Annotated in this window: 14 protein-coding genes, 1 rRNA gene and 1 pseudogene; 7 read left to right on the top strand and 9 right to left on the bottom strand. The window is 72.3% G+C overall.

Annotated elements, in window-relative coordinates:
- Window positions 1-4 precede the first annotated feature (4 nt).
- Window positions 5-121: ribosomal RNA gene (gene rrf / locus EAD89_RS24880) — 5S ribosomal RNA — on the top strand.
- Between the two features lie 505 nt (window positions 122-626).
- On the opposite strand, the gene EAD89_RS24885 is transcribed toward rrf, so the two are convergent.
- On the bottom strand, window positions 627-1313 hold the full coding sequence (locus tag EAD89_RS24885) for a hypothetical protein (RefSeq protein ID WP_121677400.1): 687 nt from the start codon (window positions 1311-1313) through the stop codon (window positions 627-629).
- 70 nt (window positions 1314-1383) lie between these two features.
- Between EAD89_RS24885 and EAD89_RS24890 the strand changes: the two genes are divergently transcribed.
- From EAD89_RS24890 to EAD89_RS24900, 3 genes are read left to right on the top strand one after another with little or no spacing between them, the layout of a single operon-like run.
- Window positions 1384-4002: a valine--tRNA ligase gene (locus EAD89_RS24890; protein WP_121677401.1), complete on the top strand. Its 2619-nt coding sequence runs from the start codon at window positions 1384-1386 to the stop codon at window positions 4000-4002.
- Window positions 3999-5333: a folylpolyglutamate synthase/dihydrofolate synthase family protein gene (locus tag EAD89_RS24895; protein WP_121677402.1), complete on the top strand. Its 1335-nt coding sequence runs from the start codon at window positions 3999-4001 to the stop codon at window positions 5331-5333. Before EAD89_RS24890 ends, EAD89_RS24895 begins: the two co-directional genes overlap by 4 nt.
- On the top strand, window positions 5330-5767 hold the full coding sequence (locus EAD89_RS24900; protein ID WP_121677403.1) for a DUF4233 domain-containing protein: 438 nt from the start codon (window positions 5330-5332) through the stop codon (window positions 5765-5767). The genes EAD89_RS24895 and EAD89_RS24900 overlap by 4 nt, the downstream gene beginning before the upstream one ends.
- 18 nt (window positions 5768-5785) lie before the next feature.
- Here EAD89_RS24900 and EAD89_RS24905 read toward each other — a convergent pair whose 3' ends face one another.
- Window positions 5786-7189: a VOC family protein gene (locus tag EAD89_RS24905; protein WP_121677404.1), complete on the bottom strand. Its 1404-nt coding sequence runs from the start codon at window positions 7187-7189 to the stop codon at window positions 5786-5788.
- Window positions 7190-7330: 141 nt separating this feature from the next.
- On the opposite strand from EAD89_RS24905, the gene ndk reads away from it, so the two are divergent.
- Entirely contained in the window at window positions 7331-7756 is a 426-nt protein-coding gene (gene ndk, locus EAD89_RS24910; RefSeq protein ID WP_121656063.1) for a nucleoside-diphosphate kinase, read from the top strand.
- Between the two features lie 59 nt (window positions 7757-7815).
- On the opposite strand, the gene sigJ is transcribed toward ndk, so the two are convergent.
- The 6 genes from sigJ to EAD89_RS24940 all read right to left on the bottom strand — a co-directional run bounded on the left by sigJ (window position 7816) and on the right by EAD89_RS24940 (window position 12916).
- Entirely contained in the window at window positions 7816-8691 is an 876-nt protein-coding gene (gene sigJ, locus EAD89_RS24915; protein ID WP_121677405.1) for an RNA polymerase sigma factor SigJ, read from the bottom strand.
- Window positions 8688-9128: a carboxymuconolactone decarboxylase family protein gene (locus tag EAD89_RS24920; protein ID WP_121656065.1), complete on the bottom strand. Its 441-nt coding sequence runs from the start codon at window positions 9126-9128 to the stop codon at window positions 8688-8690. Before EAD89_RS24920 ends, sigJ begins: the two co-directional genes overlap by 4 nt.
- A gap of 126 nt (window positions 9129-9254) precedes the next feature.
- The gene (locus EAD89_RS24925) at window positions 9255-10043 is read right to left on the bottom strand and encodes an ABC transporter permease (protein ID WP_121677406.1); all 789 of its coding nucleotides are present in this window, start codon (window positions 10041-10043) and stop codon (window positions 9255-9257) included.
- Between the two features lie 10 nt (window positions 10044-10053).
- Window positions 10054-10812, bottom strand: a complete 759-nt coding sequence (locus EAD89_RS24930) for an ABC transporter permease (protein WP_121656067.1) — start codon at window positions 10810-10812, stop codon at window positions 10054-10056.
- An 11-nt stretch (window positions 10813-10823) separates the two neighbouring features.
- Window positions 10824-11834 (bottom strand): ABC transporter ATP-binding protein, encoded by a 1011-nt coding sequence (locus EAD89_RS24935; protein WP_121677407.1) that lies wholly within the window; start codon window positions 11832-11834, stop codon window positions 10824-10826.
- A gap of 59 nt (window positions 11835-11893) precedes the next feature.
- Window positions 11894-12916 (bottom strand): ArsR family transcriptional regulator, encoded by a 1023-nt coding sequence (locus EAD89_RS24940; protein ID WP_121677408.1) that lies wholly within the window; start codon window positions 12914-12916, stop codon window positions 11894-11896.
- Window positions 12917-13228: 312 nt separating this feature from the next.
- On the opposite strand from EAD89_RS24940, the gene ileS reads away from it, so the two are divergent.
- Together ileS and EAD89_RS24955 are read left to right on the top strand one after the other, a co-directional pair.
- Window positions 13229-16375 carry an isoleucine--tRNA ligase gene (ileS, locus tag EAD89_RS24950; RefSeq protein WP_121677409.1) on the top strand — a complete coding sequence of 1049 codons (3147 nt, stop codon included), beginning with the start codon at window positions 13229-13231 and terminating at the stop codon, window positions 16373-16375.
- 164 nt (window positions 16376-16539) lie between these two features.
- Window positions 16540-17229 (top strand): 1-acyl-sn-glycerol-3-phosphate acyltransferase, encoded by a 690-nt coding sequence (locus EAD89_RS24955; protein ID WP_121656071.1) that lies wholly within the window; start codon window positions 16540-16542, stop codon window positions 17227-17229.
- A 12-nt stretch (window positions 17230-17241) separates the two neighbouring features.
- Here EAD89_RS24955 and EAD89_RS24960 read toward each other — a convergent pair.
- A pseudogene (locus EAD89_RS24960) lies at window positions 17242-17937 on the bottom strand (hypothetical protein); the annotation flags it as partial.

Below are 17937 nucleotides of genomic sequence, written 5' to 3' on the forward strand. Positions count from 1 at the left end.
GAGTTACGGCGGTCATGGCGGAGGGGAAACGCCCGGTCACATTCCGAACCCGGAAGCTAAGCCCTCCAGCGCCGATGGTACTGCACTCGTGAGGGTGTGGGAGAGTAGGACGCCGCCGGACAATCTTTCAGAAAGGGCCACCCTCAGGGGTGGCCCTTTCTGCATGCCCCGCATCCATGCGAGGTTGATCGACTTCTGCATGCCCCATCACGTCGGGTTGATCGACCTCGGCATGCCCGTATCCATGCGCGGTTGATCGACTCGGGATCCCGGAAACCGCGGTATCGGGGCTCGTTTGCTGCCCCGATATCCCTGCAACCGAGTCGATCACGAGGCCCGGCCGGTCGGTGGTCCGGGCGAGGGACGAGGGGCCCGGGCGGTCGGTGGTCCGGGCGAGGGACGAGGGCCCCCGGGCGGTCGGCGGCTTGAGCGAGGGACGAGGGGCCCGGGGCGGTCGGCGGCTTGAGCGAGGGACGAGGGGCCCGGGCGGTCGGTGGTCCGGGCGAGGGACGAGGGCCCCCGGGCGGTCGGTGGCCTGAGCGAGGACGAGGCGCCCTGGCGGGTCGGTGGCCGGAGCGGTCGGCGGCGTGAGCGGTCCGTGGCTGGGGCCTGCTGGCGGCCTGGGATCAGTCCCGGGTCTGCATTCCGGCGCGCAGGTTGCGCAGCAGGCCCCCGGCGTCGGTGACCGAGCGCCCCGGGAACATCGCCATCACCACGCTGCCGTGGTCCGCCCAGCCGCACACGGCGAAGTCGCCGCCCTCACCGCTGGTGTTGCCGCACTTCATCACGCCGCCCAGCTCGCCTGCGGACACCTCGCGCAGGCCGGTCACCTTGCCGGTCTCGTCGGACATCAGGCCGAAGAGGCTGTCCAGGTCACGCTCCGGCTGCCACAGCAGGGTGGTGCCACCGAAGATGAGTACCGACCGTTTGTCGTCGGCCGGGTCCCGGTAGACCGTGCCGAAGCTGCGGTCCAGCTCGATGTCGGCGGCCAGGCCGCTGCGCAGGTAGTCCGCCGTGCTCTTCGCCCGTTCGCTGTCGTCCCGAATGAGGCCGGCCACCCGGTCGGGTGAGGTCAGCCGGGTGTCCTTCTGCTGTGCCACCCGCCACCCGGCGGCGCCCAGCACACCCGCGCCGGCCAGGCCGACGACCAGCGCGACCGCCCAGCCGATCCGACGCCGGCGGGACCACCCGCCACGCGGTTCGTCGGGATCGCCCCCGGGGTCCCGGGTGCTCAGCTGGATCGGCTCCTCGGTCAGCTCGACCGGCTCGCGACCGTCGTCGAGCGGGCGCTCAGTGAGATGTGCGTCGGACATAGCCGACACCGTACGCGAATGGCAGGTGGCGCACGTCGGGTCCGCGGAAGCCCTCCGTAGACTTTCACGGGTGACCGACAGACTCGATGCCCGACGCCCCGACGCCCCCACCCTGGCCGGCCAGTATCAGCCCGCCGAGGTAGAGCAGCGACGGTACGAGCAGTGGGTAGCCGCCGGGCACTTCCGGGCCTCCGCCGACAGTGACAAGCCGCCGTTCACCATCGTCATCCCGCCGCCGAACGTCACCGGCTCGCTGCACATGGGCCACGCGTTCGAGCACACGCTCATGGACGCGCTCACCCGGCGTAAGCGGATGCAGGGCTTCGAGGCCCTCTGGCTGCCCGGCATGGACCACGCCGGCATCGCCACCCAGAACCTGGTCGAGCGTCAACTCGCCGGCGAGGGCCTCTCCCGGCACGACCTCGGGCGGGAGAAGTTCGTCGAGCGGGTCTGGCAGTGGAAGGCCGAGTCCGGCGGCGCCATCCTCGGCCAGATGCGGCGCCTCGGTGACTCCGTCGACTGGGACCGTGAGCGCTTCACCATGGACGAGGGCCTGACCCGTGCCGTCCAGACGATCTTCAAGAAGCTCTTCGACGAGGGCCTCATCTACCGGGCCAACCGGATCATCAACTGGTGCCCGCGCTGCCTGACCGCGCTCTCCGACATCGAGGTCGAGCACACCGACGACGACGGTGAGCTGATCTCCATCCGGTACAGCGACGAGGTCGTCGTGGCGACCACCCGGGCCGAGACGATGCTGGGTGACACCGCCGTCGCGGTGCACCCGGACGACGAGCGGTACCAGCACCTGATCGGCACCGAGGTCGAGCTGCCGCTGACCGGCCGCCGCATCCCGATCGTCGCCGACGCGCACGTCGACCCGTCGTTCGGCACCGGCATGGTGAAGGTGACCCCGGCGCACGACCCCAACGACTTCGAGATCGGCCAGCGCCACGACCTGCCCGCGGTGACCGTGATGGACGAGCGCGGCGTGATCACCGTGCCCGGCCCGTTCGAGGGGCTGGACCGTTTCGAGGCCCGTCCCGCGATCGTGGCAGCGCTGCGCGAGCAGGGCCGGATCGTGGCCGAGAAGCGGCCGTACGTGCACGCGGTCGGGCACTGCTCGCGGTGCAAGACGACCGTCGAGCCGCGGCTGTCGTTGCAGTGGTTCGTCAACACCGCCCCCCTGGCCCAGGCCGCCGGCGACGCGGTCCGCGACGGCCGGGTCCGCATCGAGCCGGCCGAGCTGGCGAAGCGCTACTTCGCCTGGGTCGACAACATGCACGACTGGTGCATCTCGCGCCAGCTGTGGTGGGGGCACCGCATTCCGGTCTGGTACGGCCCGGCGGGCGAGATCGTCTGCGTCGGCCCGGACGAGCAGCCGCCGACCGGGGACGGCTGGCACCAGGACGAGGACGTGCTGGACACCTGGTTCTCCAGCGCGCTCTGGCCGTTCTCCACCCTCGGCTGGCCGGAGCAGACGCCGGACCTGGCCAAGTTCTACCCGACCAGCGTGCTGGTCACCGGCTACGACATCCTCTTCTTCTGGGTCGCCCGGATGATGATGTTCGGCCTGTACGCGATGGACGGCCGGCAGCCGTTCGACGTGGTGGCGCTGCACGGCATGGTCCGCGACGAGCACGGCAAGAAGATGTCCAAGTCGTTCGGCAACGTGGTCGACCCGCTGGACTGGATCGACCGGTTCGGCGCCGACGCCACCCGGTTCACCCTGGCCCGCGGCGCGAACCCCGGCCAGGACGTCCCGGTCAGCGAGGACTGGTGCCAGGGCTCGCGCAACTTCTGCAACAAGCTCTGGAACGCCACCCGGTTCGCGCTGATGAACGGGGCGCACACCACGGGTGACCTGCCCGCCGCCGAGCAGCTCTCCACCGTCGACCGGTGGATCCTGTCCCGGCTGTCGCACGTCACCGCCGAGGTGGACGAGCAGTTCGAGTCGTACGAGTTCGCCAAGGTGTGCGACCTGCTCTACCACTTCGCCTGGGACGACGTCTGCGACTGGTACGTCGAGCTGAGCAAGCCGGTGCTCGCCGAGGGCGGCGAGCGGGCCGAGACCACCCGTCGGGTGCTCGGGCACGTGCTGGACCAGCTGCTGCGGCTGCTGCACCCGGTCATCCCGTTCGTCACCGAGGAGCTGTGGCTCGCGCTCACCGGCGGCGAGACGGTGCAGACCGCCACCTGGCCGGTGGCCGACCGTGCGCTGATCGACGACGCCGCCGAGGCGGAGCTGGTCAGCGTGCAGCGGGTGGTCACCGAGATCCGCCGGTTCCGGTCCGACCAGGGCCTGCGCCCCACCCAGCGGGTGGCGGCCCGGCTGGACGGGCTCACCGGCGCCGGCATCGCGGACCACGAGCCGCTGATCCGCTCACTGGTACGGCTGGACCCGGCCGGCGAGGACTTCCAGGCCAGCGCCACGCTGGCCATGCCCGGGGCGGTCGGTGTCGCGTTGGACACCCGGGGGTCGATCGACGTGGCCGCCGAGCGGGCCCGGCTGACCAAGGACCGCGCCGCCGCCGAGAAGGAGGTCGCGCAGGCTCGTGCGAAGCTCGACAACCCGGCCTTCGTCGGCAAGGCCCCCGAGCCCGTCGTCGCGAAGATCCGCGATCGGCTGGCCACCGCCGAGGCCGACCTGGTCCGGATCGACGCTGCTCTGGAGACGCTTCCCTCGTGACCGACCGTTCCGATTTCGCCACCGTCGAGGCCGAGCTGGCCGCCCGCGGCTTCACCCGCATGGTCTTCGAGCTGGACCGGATCGAGTCTCTGCTCGACCTGCTCGGCAGCCCGCAGCGGGCGTATCCCTCGATCCACCTGACCGGCACCAACGGCAAGACCTCCACCGCGCGAATGATCGACTCGCTGCTCCGGGCGTTCGGGCTGCACACCGGCCGGTACACCAGCCCGCACCTGGAGACCGTCCGGGAGCGGATCAGCCTCGACGGCGAGCCGGTCAGCGAGGAGCGGTTCGCCGCGGTGTACCGGGAGATCCGCCCGCTGGCCGAGCTGGTCGACGCGCGGTCGGACGAGCCGCTCACGTACTTCGACATGACCACCGCGCTGGCGTTCGCCACGTTCGCCGACGCGCCGGTCGACATCGCGGTGGTCGAGGTGGGCCTCGGCGGCGCCGAGGACGCCACCAACGTCATTCAGGCCGGGGTCTGCGTGATCACCCCGATCGCGTTGGACCACACCGAGTGGCTCGGCGACACGCTCCAGGACATCGCGCTCGCCAAGGCCGGCATCATCCACCCGGGCGCCACCGTGATCGCGGCGGCGCAGGAGGAGGAGGCGGCGGGTCCGCTCCTCGACCGCTGCGCCGAGGTCGGGGCCACCATCGCCCGGGAGGGCGCCGAGTTCGGCGTCCTGCGCCGGGAGATCGCGGTCGGCGGGCAGGTGCTCAGCCTCCAGGGCCTGGGCGGCGTCTACGACGAGGTGTTCATTCCGCTGCACGGCGCGCACCAGGCGCAGAACGCCGCGGTGGCACTCGCCGCGGTGGAGGCGTTCCTGGGCGCCGGGGCCCGGCGGCAGTTGGACATCGAGGCGGTCCGGGAGGGTTTCGCCACGGCCAGTTCTCCGGGGCGGCTGGAGCGGGTACGCAACGCCCCGACCATCCTGCTGGACGGCGCGCACAATCCGCACGGCATGGCGGCCACCGTGACCGCGCTCCAGGAGGAGTTCGCGTTCAGCAAGCTGGTGGCGGTCGTCGGCGTGCTCGCCGACAAGGACGCGCCCGGTCTGCTGGAGCTGCTGGAGCCGGTCGTCGACCTGGTGGTCGTCACCCGCAACAGTTCGCCGCGGGCGATGCCGGCGGCGGAACTCGCGGCGCTGGCCGTGGAGATCTTCGGCGAGGAGCGGGTCGAGGTGGCCGAGGAGATGCCGGATGCGATCGAGACCGCGGTGGCACTGGCCGAGGAGGACGTCCCGGGTGAGCTCAGCGGCGTCGGGGTGCTGGTCACGGGGTCGGTGGTGACGGTGGCCGACGCCCGTCGGCTGCTGAAGCGATGACCGACCCGGAGCGGGACCCCCGCACCAGCGAGCAACCGCCAGCGGACCAACCCGCCGCGGGGTCGCCGGGCGAGCAGCCCACGGTGGGGCAGCCCCGGCCGTCGGGACTGCGCAACCCGGAGCGCGCGGTACGCGGCCTGGGCGCCGGAACGCTCAGCCTGGAGGCGCTGGTGCTGGTGCTGGCCATCCAGCCGATCCGCGTGGTCGGCGGTGACCTGGGCGGGCCCGCGATCGCCGTGGTGGTGGCCCTGGCGGTGGCCGCCATCGGGCTCGCCGGCGTGATGCGCCGCCCGTGGGCCTGGCACGCCGGCACCGTGCTCCAGGGCCTGCTGATGCTGGCCGGTCTACTGCACTGGTCGTTGTTCGCGCTGGGGGTCATCTTCGCCCTGGTCTGGGCGTACGCGCTGCACGTCCGCCGGGTCATCCTCGGCTGACGGTCGGCCCGCCGACGGTCAGGCGTCGGCGCGTTCGCGCCACTGGGTGAGGGCGATGCCGTGGCCGTCCGGGTCGCGGAACGCCGCCGCCCACACCTCCAGCCGGGTGCCGCGGTTGACGACGCGGGGCGCGTACGTGAAGCGGACCCCCGAGCCGCGCAGTCGCCCGTAGGCCGCCTCGATGTCGTCCACCTCGAGGTTGACGTGCACCAGCCGGCGGCTGATCGGCGCCGCGCCGGTCACCTCGCGCAGCACCAGGCGGGTCGTGCCGGAGGCGAGCACGGCGTTGCCGGCGCCCTGGTCGACCTCGGTGAAGCCGAGCACGTCGCGGTAGAAGTCGAGCGACCGGGACAGGTCGGTGACCAGGAGCGTGAGGCCCACCCCGCTGATCGGGGCGGCCGGGTCGGCGGCGGCTTCCGTGTCGTACCCGAAGATCGCCTCGTCCAGTTCCTCGGCGGTGACGGTCTCGCGCGCCGCGCCGGGCGGGGTGGGGTCGTCCAGCGGCAGGTCGAGCGGGTCCAACGGGTCCGTCAGGCCCGCAGCGGACCGCTGTGCCGGAGGCGGGTCGAAGCGCTGCGCGGGAGGCGGGTCGAAGCGGTCCTCGGCGGGTGGGGCGGGCCGGTCGTCCTCCGGCTGGTCGAAGCGCTCCTCGGCGGGCGGACGCGGCGCGGGGGTGGCCCGCCGGGGCAGCCCGCTGCCGGCGGACTGGGCGCCGACCGGCTGCTCGACGACGACGCCCTCCAGCACCACCGGGCCGCCGGGGCTCTGGTGCACCACCACCGGCTCGCGTTCCTCGGGGGGCGCGACGTCCAGGTCGTCCCGGAGCGGGTCGGGACCGGTCGGGTCGGGGTACGGGTCGCCGAGCGGGTCGCGGAAGTCGTCGTCCGGCGCGCGATCGGCCCACGGCGGGGCGTCCTGCTGGATCAGCATCTCGTCCACGGCATCGGCGTCGGCGAACTCGGGTGGCAGGTCGGCGACGGCAGCGGCGGTCTCGGCGTGGGTGGGCACCTCGTCCCAGAGGACCTTGACGTGCCGCTGATCGTCCAGCGCGACCCGGATCGGCAGGGTCTGGCCCAGCGACGGCCACTTGGCGACCGGCACCCGCGGTTCGATGATCTTCTTGGACCGGGGCGGCAGACCGGGGGCGTCGATCACCAGTTGCAGCTCGCAGCGGCCGAACGCGTACTGGGTGGGTGGTTCGGAGGCGCTGTGCACGTGCCCGACGCCGACCACCCAGGTGCGCCCACCGCCGCGTACGGTGGCCAGCGCGATCGCCAGCACCAGCAGGGCGACCCCGAGCGCCACGATGGCCCAGCTGGTCATGCCCAGCCCGAAGAGGACGACGAACGTGGCCACGGTGCCCAGCACCGTGCCGATCAACTTGCGTACCGGCGCGATGGGTCGGTTCCCGCCATTCGCCACAGTGGACCTCCCGGGGTCAGGGCCAGGCTAGGCCGGATCGGCCACCGGAGGAAAGACCGGCCGCCGCGCCGGCGCCGGGACCGGGTCGCTAGGCTGACCGTACCGATCCCGAGCGTTCAGCGCGTACAGGAGGAACCCAGCGTGTCCAGCAACAGCCCGGATGAGCGCAGCCTCGTTCTGATCAAGCCCGACGCGGTCCGCCGCGGCCTGGTCGGCGAGGTCCTCTCCCGCTTCGAGCGCAAGGGGCTGCGGATCGACGCGATGGTGCACCGGACGATGGACGCCGCGCTCGCCGACGAGCACTACGCCGAGCACGTCGACAAGGCCTTCTACCCGCCGCTGAAGGACTTCATGACCGGCGGTCCGCTGGTCGCCCTGGTGCTCTCCGGCGACCAGGTCATCGAGGTTGTTCGCGGGCTGGTCGGCGCGACCGACGGGCGCAGGGCCGCCGCCGGCACCATCCGGGGCGACCTGTCGCTGTCCAACCGGGAGAACCTGGTGCACGCCTCCGACTCGCCGGACAGCGCCAAGCGCGAGATCGCCCTCTGGTTCCCCGAGCTGGGCTGACGCGTTCCCCGAGCTGGGCTGACGCGCACCGGCCCGGGGCCGACCGACGATGCCCGGGCTCAGCCGACCGCCGGCACCTTCGCCGGGTTGCCGACCACGTAGATCCCGGTGATCCGTCCGTCGGCCGCGGCGATGGTCAGTGTGTACCGACTGCCGTCCGCGCGGGTGACCAGCATCGCGGGTTCCCCGTTGAGCTCGACCGGATCCATGGTGACCCGGTGACGCGGGCCGTAGACCCCGGCGTAGAACCGGGCGATCCGGTCCGCGCCGGTGACCGGGTTGAGGGCGGCCCGCACCCGACCGCCACCGTCGTTCCACGCGGTGGCGTCGGCGGCCACCAGCTCGGTGAGCCTCGTCAGGTCACCGTCGCGGGCGGCGGCGAGGAACGCGTCCAGCAGCCGCTCCCGCTCCGGGCGGCTGGCGGTGAACCGGCGCTGCTCCTGTCGTACCCGGGCGGTCGCGCGGTGGTGCAGTTGGCGGCAGTCCTCGGGGGTCCGATCCAGGATCTCGGCGATCTCGGCGTACGGCAGGTCGAAGGCGGTGTGCAGGACGTACACCGCGCGCTCCGGCGGGGTGAGCCGCTCCAGCACGTGCAGCAGCGCGGTGGAGAGCGAGTCGCGCAGCTCCGCGCGGTCCAGCGGCCCGAACGGCGAGGGCGTGGTCGGGACCGGCTCGGGCAACCACGTGCCGACGTACGTCTCACGCGACGCCTGCCGGACGCGCAGCCGGTCCAGCGCCAGGCGGGTGACCACCCGGGACAGGTAGCGGCGGGGCTCGGCCACCGTCGACCGGTCCACGCCGACCCAGCGCAGGTACGTCTCCTGGAGCACGTCCTCCGCGTCGTGCCGGCTGCCGAGCAGCCGGTACGCGAGCCCGAGCAGCATCGGCCGGTGCGCCTGGAGCGCACCGGCCGCGTCTGCCGCCTCGGTCCTCACGCCTGAGCCGGAGGCTCCAACCGCAGGGTCACCCCGATCCGATTCCACACGTTGATTGTGGCAATCGCCATGACGAGGTCGGCCAGTTCCTTCTCCGACCAGACCTTCGCGGCGGCGTCCCACACCTCATCCGACACACCGTGCTCGCCGAGCCGCGTGACCGCGTCGGTGAGGTCCAGCGCGGCCCGCTCCCGCTCGTCGAAGAACGGGGACTCCCGCCAGGTGGCCACCGCGAACAGCCGCCGGCTCGACTCGCCGTCGGCGAGCGCGTCCCGGCTGTGCATGTCCACGCAGTACGCGCACCCGTTGAGCATCGACGCCCGCAGCTTGATCAGCTCCAGGACGGTGTGGTCGACGTTCGACTGGACGTACTTCTCCAACCCCATGACGGCCTGGTACGCCTTCGGCGCCACCTCGCCAGGGTTCATCCGCTGCACGACTACCTCCCCTGTTCGGTTTCGACACCCGTACGACGGTTGGGCCGGGGCAGACCGTGACAGCCGTGGCTGTGACTCCGGTCATGCCGAGGGTCGCCGCTGGCGGCGGCCGGCGCGGGGCGGCGGTCAGAGGGTGTCGAGGGAGGCGCGGCGGCGGGACTCCGCCTCGAAGAGCTTGAGCAGGGTGGCGGCGAGGACCGCGTAGCCGACGGCGATGGCCAGTTCGGCGGCGAGCGGGGGTGCGGCGGCGCCGAAGCCCTCGCCGGCGACCAACCGGCGGGCGGCCTCGGCGGCGTGGGTGATCGGTAGCAGCTCGCCGGTGACGCGCATCCAGGCGGGCAGCCCGGCGGCGGGCACGTTGACCCCGGTGAGCAGGAGCAGCAGCGCCACCGAGACGTTGGAGACCAGCCAGACGTCGCGGAACCGCAGCCCGATCGCGCCCAGGGTCAGGCCGAAGAAGCCGCAGGCGAGCGCCGCGACCGCCAGGGTCAGTAGCAGTCCCGGCAACGCGTCGACCGGCACCCGCAGGCCGAGCAGCAGCGACGCCGCGGTGAGGGTGGTCACCGCGATCAGCAGGCCGTTCGCGGCGTACGGCAGGACGCGGCCGAGGAAGACCGCGGTGCGGCTGCGCGGTGAGAGCAGCACGTGCCCGAGCGTGCCGAAGCGCCGCTCGTTGGACACCGCCATGGTGCCGCCGAACACGCAGGCCAGCGAGGCCGCCAGCACGGCGTTGCCGGTGATGTAGAAGCCGTCGTCGGCGACCCCGAGCTGCCGGCCCAGGTAGGCGAAGAACAGCAGCTGGAACAGCGGGCCGACGAGCAGCGTGCCGACGAACATCGCCGGGGTGGTCCAGTTGAACAGGGCGCGGTAGGCGATCACGCCACCGACGCCGATCAGGCGGAGCAGTGCGGTCATCGTCGCCTCCTCAGGCCAGGGCGAGGGTGGCCGCCGCGCGGGCCCGCCGCTCGACGTGGGTCATCATGATCGCGCCGAGCGCCAGGCACGCCAGGCTGATCGCCAGGCAGATGCCGAGGGACGGCCAGGTGGGTCCGCTGCCGGTGGCCGCCTCGCGGACCGCTCGCGCTCCCCAGGTGGTGGGTAGCACGGCGGCGATCGGGCCGGTCCAGCCGGGCAACGCGGTGATCGGCACGAGCATCCCGGAGACCAACCAGATCGGATACTCCAGCGTGTTGGTCAGCGCGTTGGCGTTGCGCAGCAGCACGAACGTGGAGGCGAGCAGCAGCCCGAACATGCCGAGCCCGATGATGCAGCCCGGTACCGCGACCGCGAACGCCAGCGGGTGGGCGAAGGTCAGCGGGATGCCGTACAGCAGCCGGCCCCAGGCCAGCGTGGCCACCATGGCGTACGTGCCGGTGAGCGCGGTGGCCAGCGTGATCGGCAGCACCACCAGGGCCGGCGGGCGGGGCGCCAACATGATCATCTCCAGGGTGCCCTGCCAGCGCTGATTCTGGATCGCGCCACCCGAACCGAACAGCACCGACGACCAGACGCCCATCAGCCCCGCCCCGACCGCGGCCTCCAGCAGCCGGCCCGGCTCGCCGCCGGCCCGGAACAGGTAGACGGCCAGGGTCGCCTGTACCACCGGCACGATCAGGGCGGTGGCGATCTCGAACGGCGACCGGCTGAGCTGCTTGGCGTGCAGCAACGCCCCGACGGCGATCATCCGCAACGTCCTCACACCGCCACCGCCTCGACCGGGAGAGCCTGCGCGTCGACCCGGTTCACGATCGCCACGTACGCGTCCTCCAGCGTGGGCTGCCGGGCGGTGACCCGGCCCAGCCGGACCCCGTCCAGCGCGCGCAACACGTCTGCCTGCACGTCCACCCCCGCGTCGGACTGCACCGTCAGCACCTGTGCCGCACCGGTGACGACCACGCTGGCCTCGCGTACCCCCGGCAGGGCGTGGATCACGGCGAGCTGGGCGTCACCCACCCCGTACGCCTCCACCTCCAGCACCTGCCGGCCGTCGGCGTGGTGCCGCAGCTCGGCGGGCGTGCCGAGGGCCTGGATCGTGCCGTTCGCGATCACCGCGATCCGGCCGCACAGCTCGTCCGCCTCGGCCATGTAGTGCGTGGTGAGCAGGACGGTGGTGCCGGTGGCGGCGAGGTCCGCCACGGTCTGCCGCAGCTCCCGGGCCGCCACCGGGTCCACCCCGATCGACGGCTCGTCGAGGAAGAGCACCCGCGGCCGGTGCAGCAGACCCCGGGCGATGTGCAGCCGCTGGCGCATACCCCGGGAGTAGCCCTCCACCCGGTCGTTCTCCCGGCCGCTCAGCCGGACCAGGTCGAGCAGCTCGGCGATCCGCCGCTTCTGCTCCCGCCCGGGCACGCCGTACAGCTCGGCGAAGTAGCGCAGGTTGTCCCGCGCGGAGAGCCGGTCGTAGAGCCCCCGGTCACCGCCGAAGACGTACCCGATCCGTCGGCGTACCTCCCGGGTCTGCCGGACCACGTCGAAGCCGCAGATCCGGGCCTCGCCGGCGGTCGGGATGAGCAGCGTGTTCAGCAGCTTGATCGTGGTGGTCTTGCCAGCGCCGTTCGGCCCGAGCAGGCCGAACAGCTCCCCGTTGCCGACCGTCAGGTCGACGCCGCGGACCGCCTCCACCTCCCGGCGCTGTGGTCGTAACCATCCGGTCCGGCTGCGGTACGTGCGGCGCAGCCCGACCGCCTCGATCGCGTGTTCGCTCATGCCCGGAGGCTAGGAGCGAGCCGGGCGGGTGGGAAACGAATTCGGATCCGGCCGAATGTTCAGGCCGGAACGGCGGCCGGCTCATCGCCGATCAGCTGCACCAGGGCCAGGCCGGCCGGTTCCAGGCCGTACAGCACCCGCCGGCCCACCCGGCGGCGGTGCACCACGCCGGCGGTGAGCAACGCGGACAGCTGCTCGGAGATGGTGCTCGGCGCCAGCCCGAGGGTGGCGGCGAGACCGGCGGTGGTGGCCGGTCGGGTCAGCGCCCGCAACACCTGGGCGCGTCCCCGCCCGACGAGGACCGCCAGCCGGTCGGTGGCCGGCTCCGCCGCGGGCCTGTCGGCGTCGGGCCGATCGGCCAGCAGCACCGAGCCTCGGGCCTGGTACGAGACCGCGAGGATCTCCGGGTGATCGGTGGAGTGGGTGAGCGCTCCCCGGGAGAAGATCAACGGGATCAGCAGCAACCGCTGGTCGACCGCGGTGAACCGGGCCTCGGACGGCTTGACCAGGGTCAGCACCGGCCTCTCCCAGCGCACCCGCTCGTGCAGGTCGGACAGCAGCGCGTCCGGGCCGTGCGCGGCGAGCGCCCGCGCCCGGTGCAGCACCTCCTCGTCCAGCGCCGCCCTCATCGCCGGCCACCAGGGCGCGATCGCCGCGTCCCAGTACGCCTGGAGGCCGTCGGCGAGCCGGTCCAGGGCGGCCTGCCGGTCGGTGACGAACGGGCGCAACCAGCCCGGCAGGTCATCGGGACGGTGGTAGCGGGGGATCTGCTCGGCGATCACCGAGGCCGGAGTGGCCCGGAGCACGGCCAACTCCTCGGCGATGGTCGGGCTCGCGGTGGGCGGTACCGGACCGAGGAAGTCCGGGTACCACGGGCCGGTGGCCGAGTAGAGCTTCAGCGCGGCCGCGTCGGGCAGTTCGGCGAGCGCCCCACGGGCGTGCCGCGCCCAGCTCGTGTAGGGCCAGGGCGCCTCGTCCGGGTACCGGTCGAGCAGGTAGAGGCTGCACTTGGCCTCCCAGAGCGGGCTGGTCGCGATCCGGGTGCGGGTCAACGTCGGCTCGTCCAGCTCGATCCGGATCACCCGGCCAGCGTAGGTGGTGGCCGGCGGCGGGATTACTCGGCGGCGGACCGGTGGGCGGGTCGAGTATCGTTGAGCACCGTAAGGCGATGACCCGGCCATCACCGGTGAGCCTCCGGAAGAACAGCCGGGCAACCGGCCCAGTAGAACCGGACGGGTCCGGCCCGTCACAGCCGGCCAATGAGCGGGCGGTCGATCCTGACCGCCAAGCGGGGTGGTACCGCGGGCCACCCGGGGAGCGTCGTCGAGGCGTACCCCGGAAGGTTCGTCCTCGCAGACCCACCGATGAGTGAGCTGCGAGGAGAGCGACCCCCGATGGCCTATCCGTTGCACGACCCGACCGCCGCCGGTGTCCCGGCGAGCCCGGACCTGCCCGCGGTCGAGCGCCGGGTGCTGGAGCACTGGACGGCCGACAAGACCTTCGAGGCGTCGGTGGAGGCCCGCCCGGCCGGCGACGACGGCAAGAACGAGTACGTCTTCTACGACGGCCCGCCGTTCGCCAACGGCCTGCCGCACTACGGCCACCTCTTCACCGGCTACGTCAAGGACGTGGTGCCCCGCTACCAGACCATGCGCGGTCGGCACGTCGAGCGGCGCTTCGGTTGGGACTGCCACGGCCTGCCCGCCGAGGTGGTGGCCGAGAAGCAGCTCGGCATCACCAGCAAGGCGGAGATCATCGACCTGGGCGTGGCCCGGTTCAACGAGGCCTGCCGCACCTCGGTGCTGGAGTTCACCCAGGACTGGGAGCGGTACATCAACCGGCAGGCCCGCTGGGTCGACTTCACCAACGACTACAAGACCCTCGACCTGGACTACATGGAAAGCGTCATGTGGGCCTTCAAGACCCTCCACGACAAGGGTCTGATCTACGAGGGCTTCCGGGTGCTGGCGTACTGCTGGCGCTGCGAGACGCCACTGTCGAACACCGAGACCCGGATGGACGACGTCTACCGGGACCGGCACGACCCGACCCTGTCCGTGTGGTTCGGGCTGACCCCGGACGAGTCCGCGCCGGAGCTGGTGCGCGGGCCGGTCAAGCTGGGCGTCTGGACCACCACGCCGTGGACCCTGCCGTCCAACCTGGCGCTCGCCGTCGGCCCCGACATCGAGTACGCGGTGCTGGAGCGCGACGGGGAGCGGTTCGTCGTCGGCGCGGCCCGGCTGGCCGCGTACGCCAAGGAGCTGGAGGGGTACGAGCAGGTCGGCACGGTGTACGGCCGTGACCTGGTCGGCCGCCGCTACACCCCGCTGTACGACTTCCTCGTCGAGCAGGCCGGGGACAACGCCTACCAGGTGCTCGGCGCGGAGTTCGTCACCACCGAGGACGGCACCGGGATCGTGCACCTGGCCCCGGCGTTCGGTGAGGACGACCAGAACGTCTGCAACGCCGCCGGCATCCCCACCGTCGTCACGGTCGACGACCACACCCGGTTCACCGCGCTGGTGCCGCCGTTCCAGGGCGAGCAGGTCTTCGACGTCAACAAGCCGGTGATCCGGGAGCTCAAGGAGCGGGGGGTGGTGCTCAAGCAGGACACCTACACCCACTCGTACCCGCACTGCTGGCGCTGCGAGACCCCGCTGGTCTACAAGGCCGTGTCGTCGTGGTTCGTCGCCGTGACGCAGTTCCGGGACCGGATGGTCGAGCTGAACCAGCAGATCAACTGGACGCCGGGGCACATCAAGGACGGCTCGTTCGGCAAGTGGCTGGCCAACGCCCGGGACTGGTCGATCAGCCGGAACCGGTTCTGGGGCTCGCCGATCCCGGTCTGGAAGTCCGACGACCCGAACTACCCGCGGCTGGACGTCTACGGCTCGCTGGCCGACATCGAACGGGACTTCGGCGTACGCCTCAGCGACCTGCACCGGCCGGCGGTGGACGAGCTGGTCCGCCCCAACCCGGACGACCCGACCGGCAGGTCGATGATGCGCCGGGTGCCGGAGGTGCTGGACTGCTGGTTCGAGTCCGGCTCGATGCCGTTCGCCCAGGTGCACTACCCGTTCGAGAACGCCGACTGGTTCGAGCACCACTACCCGGGCGACTTCATCGTCGAGTACATCGGGCAGACCCGCGGCTGGTTCTACACCATGCACGTGCTGGCCACCGCGCTGTTCGACCGGCCGGCGTTCCGCAACTGCCTGAGCCACGGCATCCTGCTCGGCTCGGACGGGCGCAAGATGTCCAAGAGCCTGCGCAACTACCCGGACGTCTACCACGTCTTCGACGCGTACGGCTCGGACGCGATGCGGTGGATGCTGATGTCCTCGCCGGTGCTGCGCGGCGGTGACATGGCGGTCACCGAGACGCTCATCCGGGACTCCGTCCGGCAGGTGCTGCTGCCGCTGTGGAACGTCTGGTACTTCTTCTCGCTCTACGCCAACGCGGACGGGCACCAGGCGCGGCGCCGCACCGACTCGACGCACCTGCTCGACCGGTACGTGCTGGCGAAGACGAACGAGCTGGTGTCGACGGTCAGCGCGCAGATGGACGCGTACGACATCTCCGGCGCCTGCGCCACCGTCCGGTCCTTCCTGGACGCGCTGACCAACTGGTACGTGCGCCGGTCCCGGGACCGGTTCTGGTCCGGTGACGCGAATGCCTTCGACACTCTGTGGACGGTGCTGGAGACGCTCTGCCGGGTGGTGGCGCCGCTCGCGCCGCTGACCGCGGAGGAGATCTGGCGCGGTCTGACCGGGGAGCGGTCGGTGCACCTGACCGACTGGCCGGAGGCCACCGAGTTCCCCGCCGACCACGACCTCGTGGCGGCGATGGACAACGTGCGGGCGGTCGCCTCGGCGGCGCTGTCGCTGCGCAAGGCGAAGGGGCTGCGGGTGCGGCTGCCGCTGTCGAAGCTGACCGTGGCCTCGCCGGCGGCGGAGCAGCTGCGCCCGTTCGCCGACCTGGTCGCCGACGAGGTCAACGTGAAGGCGGTGGAGTTCAGCGCGGAGCTGTCCGAGTACTGCCAGCAGGTGCTCACCGTGGTGCCCCGGGCGCTCGGCCCGCGGGTCGGCAAGCAGGTCCAGCAGGTGATCAAGGCGGTCAAGGCGGGCGACTGGGAACTGGTCGACGGCGCACCGGTGGCCGCCGGGGTCACCCTGGCCGAGGGTGAGTACGAGCTGCGCCTGGTCGCCGCCGACGCCGAGCACTCCGCGCCGCTGCCCGGCGCCGAGGGCGTGGTGGTGCTGGACACCGAGGTCACCCCGGAGCTGGCCGCCGAGGGGCTGGCCCGCGACGTGGTCCGGGTGGTGCAGCAGGCGCGCCGGGACGCCGACCTCGACGTGTCCGACCGGATCGTGGTGTCGGTGTCGGCCTCGGAGGAGGTGCGCGCGGCGGTCGCCGCGTCCATGGACTTCGTCACCGGGGAGGTGCTGGCCGACTCGGTCGACTTCGCCGAGGGCCTCGACGGCTTCGCCGGCGAGGTCGGCGAGGGTGACCGGGTGACGGTCGTCGTGCGCAGGGTATGACGATGTGCGCAAGGGGCCCTTCCCGACGCCTCGTGCAGAGGAAGGGCCCCTTGCGGACCGGAGCATCGCCAGGGCTCGGACGCCTCGCCACCTCCATCGGAGGGAGTGTGGCGGCGTCCGCTACCGTGACACCGCCTGTTCGCACCTCATCTGCCGGAGGACCAGTGCCCCTGCTCTACACCATCGGCAAGCTCACCGTGGCGCCCACGCTACGGTTGGCGTTCCGCCCGACCGTGGAGGGGCTGGAACACGTGCCGGAGACCGGTGGCGCCGTCTTCGCCGGCAACCACCTCTCGGTGGCCGATGAGCTGTTCCTCGGCACGGTGGTGCCCCGGCACCTGGCGTTCTGGGCCAAGTCGGAGTACTTCAAGGGCACCGGCGTGAAGGGCGCGATCTCCAAGTTCGTCCTCACCGGCCTGGGCGCGATCCCGGTCGAGCGGGCCGGTGGGCGGGCCGCGCTGTCCGCGTTCGACGCGGCCATCCCGGCGCTCAAGGGCGGCGACCTGGTGGTGGTCTACCCGGAGGGCACCCGCTCACCGGACGGCAAGCTGTACCGGGGCCGGACCGGCGCGGCCCGGCTGGCGATCTCCGCCGGCGTGCCGATCATCCCGGTCGGCATGATCGGCACGGACAAGGCCCAGCCGATCGGCGCCCGGGTGCCCCGCCCCGGCGCCGCGAAGATCACCGTCCGGTTCGGCAAGCCGCTGGACTTCACCGGCCGACCCGACGACCGCACGTCGCTGCGACAGATGACCGACGAGCTGATGAGCGAGATCCAGAAGCTCACCGGTCAGGAGTACGTGCCCCGCTACGCCCCGCCGCGCGCCCACCCGGACCCGACCCGCGACGCCTGACCGGCCCCGTCCTCAGCCCTGCTTGGGCTGGACGATCTGGACGCGCAGGGTGTCCAGCAGAGCCGCGCTGTCCGAGACGGAGAGCCGGGTGAACACCCCGGTGGCGATGCTGCCGTGGTCGACCGAGGTGCAGACCACCACGTCGGTGTCGGCGGACCGCCCGACGGCGCAGCGTTCGTGCCGGCCTCGTACACCGGTCTGCACCGTCTCGGGGGCCTCCAACCCGTAGCGCTCGCTGAGGCGGCTGATCTCCGCGTCCGCGTCCGCCTCCGGCGTCAGCCGGATGCCGGTGCCGCCGAAGACCGTCACCCGTTTGCCGTCCGCGGTGGCGTAGACGCCGGCGAAGGTGTCCTCGGCCAGCCAGTGCTCCTGGCGTACCTCGTTCTCCAACTGCCGTACGGTCTTCGCGCTGCTGTCGTCCTGGCGCAGGCTCAGGTCGGCCACCTGCTCGGGCAGCGCCGCCCGGGCCGGGTACTGCGCCGAGATCGGGAACCCGTAGTAGGCCGGGCAGCCGCAGCAGCAGGCCAGGGTGAGCAGCAGCAGCCACGGCCAGCGGCGTCGCCGGCGGACCGGGACCGGCACGTACCCCTTGGGCGCCTGCCAGCCCGGCGGCGGCGTCACCGGCGGCGGCGCGGCGGATCGCCGGCCCCGACGCTGCTTCGGCGGCGCGGGCGGCGACACCGGCGGGGCCGGCGGTGGACCCGGCAT

The sequence above is a fragment of the Micromonospora sp. BL4 genome (assembly GCF_003667505.1).
Taxonomy (GTDB): Bacteria; Actinomycetota; Actinomycetes; order Mycobacteriales; family Micromonosporaceae; genus Micromonospora.